We start from the raw sequence: 6,208 nt of genomic DNA, 5'->3' as shown, positions 1-6,208 counted from the left end.
CTGGCCCTGTCCCTGTCGCTGGCCGCGCCGAGCCTGGCGCCGGCCCCCGCCGCCGCCGCGCCGGCGCCGAGCCCGGCCGCCGCCGCCACCGAGTCCGCCCGCGAGGCGGCGATGGAAGGCTATCTGTACTTCTATCCGCTGCTGACGCTGGACCTGACCCGGCGCCAGTTCACGCATCCCGCGCAGGGCGCCGAGGGCGCGCCCGCCAACACCTTCCAGCACACCCGCACCCTGCCCCGCCCCGGCGCGGCCCTGCCCTGGGCCAATCCCGACATGCTGCGCAGCGCCGCCTGGCTCGACCTGACGGCCGGCCCCGTGGTGCTGTCCACGCCTGACAGCCACGGCCGCCTGTACACCCTGACGCTGCTGGACATGTGGAACGACGCCTTCGCCACGCTCGGCAAGCGCAGCACCGGCACGGCGCGCGGCAACACCGCGATCGTGCCGCCGGGCTGGAGCGGCACGCTGCCCTCCGGCATGCCGCGCATCGACGCGCCCACCGCCTACGTCTGGGCCCGCGCCCTGATCCAGACCGACGGCGCGGCCGAGTACGCGGCGGTCAACGCGCTGCAGGACGGCTTCACGCTGACGCCGCTGGCGCAGTGGAACCTGCCGCCGCAATCGCAGCGGATCAAGGCCGACCCGTCCCTGGATCTGAAGATCCCGGTGCGCGAGCAGGTCGACGCCATGCCGACCGAGGCCTTTTTCGTGCGCGCCGCCGAGCTGCTGCGCCGCAATCCGCCGCACGCCACCGACCAGCCGGTGCTGGCCAAGCTGCGCCGGGTCGGGCTGATCCCCGGCCGGCCGTTCGATTTCGACAAGCTCGACAACCCGGTCAAGCAGGGCCTGCGCCGCGGCCTGCGCGAGGCGCGCGAGCGCATGGAAGCCGCCGCCGGCGCCACCCTCAAGAGCATCAACGGCTGGCAGCTGGAGACGGCCAGCCTCGGCGTCTACGGCAACGCCTACCTGCGCCGCGCGCTGGCCGCCCAGGCGCAGCCTGGCTCGGGCCTGCCCGAGGACCTGACCGCGTTGCTGCTGGCGGCCGACAGCCTGGGCCGGCCGCTGGATGGCGCGCACCGCTACGTGCTGCATTTCGACAGCGGCCAGTTGCCGCCGGCCGGCGCGCTATGGTCGCTGGCGGCCTATGACGGCCAGGGCCTGCCCATGGCCAATCCGGTGGACCGCTACGCGCTGGGCGACCGCGATCCGCTGCAATACAACGCCGACGGCTCGCTCGATCTGGTGATCAGCCACGCCGCCCCCGAGCCGGGCGCCCAGGCCAACTGGCTGCCGCTGGCGGCCAGCGGCCCGGTCTACGTGCTGCTGCGTGCCTACGGCCCCGGCCCGGCGCTGCTGGACGGGTTGTGGACGCCGCCGCCCGCGGTGCGCGACGAACCGGCGCCTGAACCCGAGGCGCAGCCCGAGCCGGCGTCCGCCGCCGCGGCGCCCGTCGTCACGCCCCCGGCGTCCGCGCCCGCGAAGAAACCCTGACAAACCTGGCGGCAGACGGCGATATGACAGGGTTTCGCCACTACCATAGGCGTTTTGACGCCGAGTAGAACGCCCGCCATGGACGACGCCTTTAGCCACCAACTGTCGATGACCATCCTGATGACGCCCGATATGGCGAACTTCTCAGGCAATGTGCACGGCGGAACCATCCTCAAATACCTGGACCAGGTCGCCTACGCCTGTGCCAGCCGCTACGCCGGCCAGTACGTGGTGACCCTGTCGGTCGACCAGGTCGTGTTCCGCGAGCCGATCCACGTCGGCGAGCTGGTGACCTTCCTGGCGGCGGTGAACTACACCGGCCGCACCTCGATGGAAATCGGCATCAAGGTGGTCACCGAGGACATCCGCAAGAAACTGGTGCGCCACACCAACAGCTGTTACTTCACGATGGTGGCGGTGGACGACAACGGCGCCCCCACCGCGGTGCCGCCGCTGGCGCCGCGCAACCTCGAGGAAAAGCAGCGCTTCGAGGCCGCCCGCCTGCGCCGCGAGCTGCGCCAGGAAATGGAACGGCGCCACGACGAGATCAAGCGCGAAACCACCAATGAAGGGTGAGCCCCCACGCCGCGCACGCTTCGCGCGCTAGCTGCCCCCCGAGGGGGCTGCCCGCCCTTGGGGCGGCCCGGCGGGCGGGCGGCTATTCTTGCGACGAGCTGCGTCCAGGTCACAGGTGACCGGACATGAAAAAACCGGGCCTTGAGGCCCGGTTTTTTTGCGACGGCGCGACGCGGCGCGTTACGCGCCTTCGGCCGCGCCTGGCGGACGGGACGGCGGCGCGGCCACGGGCGGCTCGCGGTCGCGGCCGACCATGCGCTTGAGGCCCAGCCACTGCTGCGACCAGAAGCCCCGGCCGTAGTCGCGGCCGCCCAGCTCCGGCTGCTGGTCATGGATGCCGGTGGGGCCGTAGCCGACGCCGAAGCGCGCCGAGCGGAACAGCACGTCCCAGATCGGGAACAGCGCGGCGAAGTTGTAGCCACCGGCCGGCCCCGGCGTCGACGCGTCGTAGGCGATGGAATGGTGATGGCGGTGGAAACGCGGGCTGACCAGCAGGCGCTCGCCGATGGCGCCGAAGTGCATGCGCAGGTTGGCGTGCGAGAAGCTCTGCGCCAGCTGGGTGATGGCCACGATCGCCACGAACTGCGCGGGCGGCACGCCCACCAGCTGCGACACGAACACCACGACGACGTCGCGCAGCATGTCGTCCAGCAGGTGGTTGCGGTCGTCGCTCCACATGGTCATCTGGCGCTGGCTGTGGTGCACCGCGTGCAGCGCCCAGAGCCAGGCGAAGCGGTGCTGGGCGCGGTGGTACAGGTAGTCCACCAGATCGAACAGCAGCAGGTAGATGATCAGGCTGACCCAGGCCTGGTCGGTCACGCCGGGCCAGTACTGGTCGAGCTGGAACGGCGCGAAGCCCCAGATGTGCAGCTGCCCGAAGATGCTGTCCCAGAACGGATCGATGGTGAAGAACAGCGCCAGGCGGAACACGCCCAGGCGGTGGATCAGCGTGTAGAGCACGTCGATGCCGATCTGGCGGCGGTCGGTGACCGGCTCGACCGGGCGCAGGCGCTGCAGCGGGCCGAACACCAGCAGCAGCACGGCCACCTGCAGCAGGCCGACCAGCAGCCACATGGTGGCGTCGTAGCCGTCCTCGATGAAATTGCTCAGGCCCAGGTGGAACAGCGCCGGCTGCACCAGGGTTTCGAACAGCCATTGCTGGCAGTTCCCGAACCATTGACTAAGCGTATCCATGATCAGTGATGCGTAGCGATCCAGTCGCGGTAAGCGGGATGCGTATCCAAAGTGGCAAAACAAAAGCCCTTGCGCTGCAGGCCTTCAATCAGCGGCTCCAGCACGGCGGGGGCCCAGGGGTCCTGGCGCGACCAGATGCCCAGGTGCGCCAGCAGGATGTCGCCGGGCTTGATGGTGCGCAGCGCCTGGTCCAGCAGCTTGGCGTTGGGGTACTTGTCGCTGGGCAGTTCGTCGCCCAGGAAACCGGCCGGCGCCCAGCCCACGTGTTCGAAGCCGCAGGCCTTGGCGGCGCGCAGCAGGGCCGGCGAGGTCTTGCCGCCCGGCGCGCGGTACAGCGGCAGCATCTGCTTGCCGGTCATCTGCGTGAAGCGGGCGGCGGAGCGCTTGATCTCGGCGCAGTACTGCTCGGCGGTCCAGGTCTCGCGCTTGCCCGTGCCGGGGCCGGCGCTGGGCTTGACGCGGAACTTGCCGTCCGGCAGGTCGCCCTGCCAGTAGACGTGGTCGTAGGTGTGCGAGCCGAACGCGTGGCCCTCGGCGGCGCGCGCCTTCCACCACGGCGCCCACTGGTCGTCCAGGCTGCTGCCGTCGGTGAGGGTGCGCTCGTTGGCCAGGAAGAACGTGACCTTGACGTGGTGGCGCGCCAGCACGTCGGCGATCAGCGGCGCCACGCCCATGTGGCCGGTGTCGAAGGTCAGGTAGACCGGCTTGTCACAGGTGGCCGGGGCCGCCGTGGCGGCCTGCGCCGCCAGCGCCAGGCAGACGGCGGCGGCCAATTGCCGTTTAGCGGGTCGGCGCATGGTTCAGCGTCCAGACACCGTGCGGCGACTTGCCGACGGTCACCTGCTTGACGACCTTCTTCTGCTCCAGGTCCACCACGGTGAGCTTGCGGGCCCAGCGCGACGTGACCAGCAGGGTCTTGCCGTCGGCCAGCACATCCATGCAGTCGGGACCGCCCGGCACCGGGAAGGTGTCGACCACGGCCAGCGTCTGCAGGTCGATGCGGCTGATGGAGTTGGCGGTGCGGTTGCTGACGAACAGGTGGCGCTGGTCGCCCTGGGCGCGGAAGGCGTGCGCGCCGGCGGCGGTCTTGATGCGCGAGATCAGCTTGGCCGGGCCCTTGCTGACGTCATAGGCCTCGACGTAGGAATCGCCGGTCAGCGCCACCAGCAGCGTCTTCTGGTCGGGCGTGAGGAACACGTCGGCCGGGGTCTTGCCGACCGAGACGGTCCACTTGGGGGTCTGCGTGGCCAGGTCGATGGCGATGAGCTGGTCGCTGTCCTGCAGGGTGACGTACGCCGTGGTGCTCTTGGCGTCGATCATGATGTGGCTGGGCGTCTTGCCGGCCGGGATGCGCTTGACCAGCTTCAGGTCGAAGCCCTTGTCCAGCGGCTTCCAGGCGTAGATGTCGATGTGGTCCAGGCGGTTGGCGGCCGTGACGAACCACTTCATGTCCGGCGAGAACTGCAGCTGGTAGGGGTCGACGATGCCGGTCAGGGTGCGCTGCACCTCGCCGGTCTTGGGGTCCATCAGCGTGATCGAGTCGCCGGTGGCGTTGGCCACCATCAGCGACTTCTTGTCAGGCGTGAGGTACAGGTGGTGCGGTTCCTTGCCCGTCGGGACGCGCCGCAGTTCCGTGTAGGTGGCGGGATCGACGATGCTGACGTTCGCGTCCAGGGAGTTCAGGACGAAGATCGGGGCCGACGCCGCGGCGGCGCTGAGCGCCATCCCTGCGCCAAAAATGGCGCAGCGGACAAAATGCAAGGGATTCAATTTCCAGGTCCGACAAAAGGGGATCGGGCACCGATCCCAGTGCCCGCCATTTTGGCATAGCCAACTGTCAAAAAACCGTAAGCCGGCGCCCGCCGGGCAAACCGCGGCGCGGTTTGCGGCACCGCTACAACGCTTGCCCGGGGCCACTGCAACAAACGTAAAAAATCATTTAGCGCCAACGGGTTGCGGCGTAATGCTGCTCCAGGTTCCGAACGAGACATCGGTGCCCTGCAGCGCGGGCGCGCGGCGTCCGGTGGCAGGCCCCAGGTCGGCCTCGCGCACCCCGCCGCCGGCGCCGATGACGAAGCTGCCGATGCCGGTCTCGCCGTAGCGCGCCGGCCAGGCCAGGATCCAGTAGCCATCGCCGCCGCGCGCGGGCAGCACCTTGTAACGGTAGCCGTAATAGGCGTCCGCCACCGGCACGTCCGGCCCCATCGCCAAGGCGTCGGGACCGAACGCCTGGGGTGGATAACCGGGCAGGTCGGGCCAGTACAGGCCATCGGTGGCGCCGGGCCGGCTCACCAGCCGGTCGGCGTAGCGGCCCTGGCCGATGCCGTCGCGGTAACGGGCCTGCGCCGCCTGCAGCGCCTGCAGGGTGTCGATGGCGGTCAGTTCATTGCGCCCGATGGTGCGGCGCCGGATTTCCGCCTTGCCCGCGACGGGGTCGAAACGCCAGCCTTGCGCCACGCGCACGATCGGCACCGCCAGCGTCCAGCCGGAATCGCCCACCCCCAGCCAGGCGCGCCGGTCGCCATCGGCGACCACCTCGTGCTTGCGCGCCCAGGCGGCCAGGAACCGGTAGATCTCGTCCTGCCCCACCCCGCCCGGCACGAGCTGGCGGTAGTCCGGCCCCAGCACCCGGGCCACGGCCTCGCGGTCACTGGTGGCCAGGGCCTGGCCGAACGCGTCGGCCGCGGCCTGCGGCGTGGGGAACACCTGCTGCGCCGCGGCGGGCGCGGCCAGGGCCGCCAGCGCCAGCAGCGCAGCGGCGCCGGCCAGGCGCAGGCCGCGGCCGGCGTTACGGGCACACGCATTCATGATGGAGACTCCGCTGTTCATGGTGCCTACCTCCGGCCGCCGAAATGACCGCCGCCGCCACCGCCGCCTGCCCGGCCCCCGCCGCCACCGGCATGGCCCGCGCCCGCGCGACCGCCATCGCCGCCGCGCGGCGCGGACG

At 70.6% G+C, this 6,208-nt stretch carries 6 protein-coding genes; 2 read left to right on the top strand and 4 right to left on the bottom strand.

Going from position 1 to position 6,208, the window contains the following annotated elements; all coding sequences use genetic code 11:
* Both AOZ53_RS32960 and AOZ53_RS32955 read left to right on the top strand, forming a co-directional pair.
* The coding region (locus tag AOZ53_RS32960; protein ID WP_369816859.1) for a DUF1254 domain-containing protein at positions 1–1,491 on the top strand (1,491 nt) is incomplete at its 5' end.
* A 78-nt stretch (positions 1,492–1,569) separates the two neighbouring features.
* Positions 1,570–2,067: an acyl-CoA thioesterase gene (locus AOZ53_RS32955; RefSeq protein WP_006392482.1), complete on the top strand. Its 498-nt coding sequence runs from the start codon at positions 1,570–1,572 to the stop codon at positions 2,065–2,067.
* A gap of 180 nt (positions 2,068–2,247) precedes the next feature.
* Here the strand turns inward: AOZ53_RS32955 and AOZ53_RS32950 are convergent, their stop codons facing one another.
* The 4 genes from AOZ53_RS32950 to AOZ53_RS32935 all read right to left on the bottom strand — a co-directional run bounded on the left by AOZ53_RS32950 (position 2,248) and on the right by AOZ53_RS32935 (position 6,090).
* Positions 2,248–3,261: a sterol desaturase family protein gene (locus AOZ53_RS32950; protein WP_054435010.1), complete on the bottom strand. Its 1,014-nt coding sequence runs from the start codon at positions 3,259–3,261 to the stop codon at positions 2,248–2,250.
* A gap of 2 nt (positions 3,262–3,263) precedes the next feature.
* Positions 3,264–4,058 (bottom strand): polysaccharide deacetylase family protein, encoded by a 795-nt coding sequence (locus AOZ53_RS32945; protein WP_054478853.1) that lies wholly within the window; start codon positions 4,056–4,058, stop codon positions 3,264–3,266.
* A complete protein-coding gene (locus AOZ53_RS32940; protein ID WP_054435004.1) occupies positions 4,042–4,986 on the bottom strand; it encodes a YVTN family beta-propeller repeat protein in 945 nt (314 codons plus the stop codon). The genes AOZ53_RS32945 and AOZ53_RS32940 overlap by 17 nt, the downstream gene beginning before the upstream one ends.
* Positions 4,987–5,196: 210 nt before the next feature.
* The gene (locus AOZ53_RS32935) at positions 5,197–6,090 is read right to left on the bottom strand and encodes a DUF2950 family protein (protein ID WP_054435003.1); all 894 of its coding nucleotides are present in this window, start codon (positions 6,088–6,090) and stop codon (positions 5,197–5,199) included.
* Between the last annotated feature and the right edge of the window lie 118 nt (positions 6,091–6,208).

The organism is Achromobacter sp. 2789STDY5608621, assembly GCF_001299375.1.
GTDB classification, from domain to species: Bacteria; Pseudomonadota; Gammaproteobacteria; order Burkholderiales; family Burkholderiaceae_B; genus Achromobacter; species Achromobacter insuavis.
This window is presented reverse-complemented; position numbering and strand designations above follow the sequence as displayed.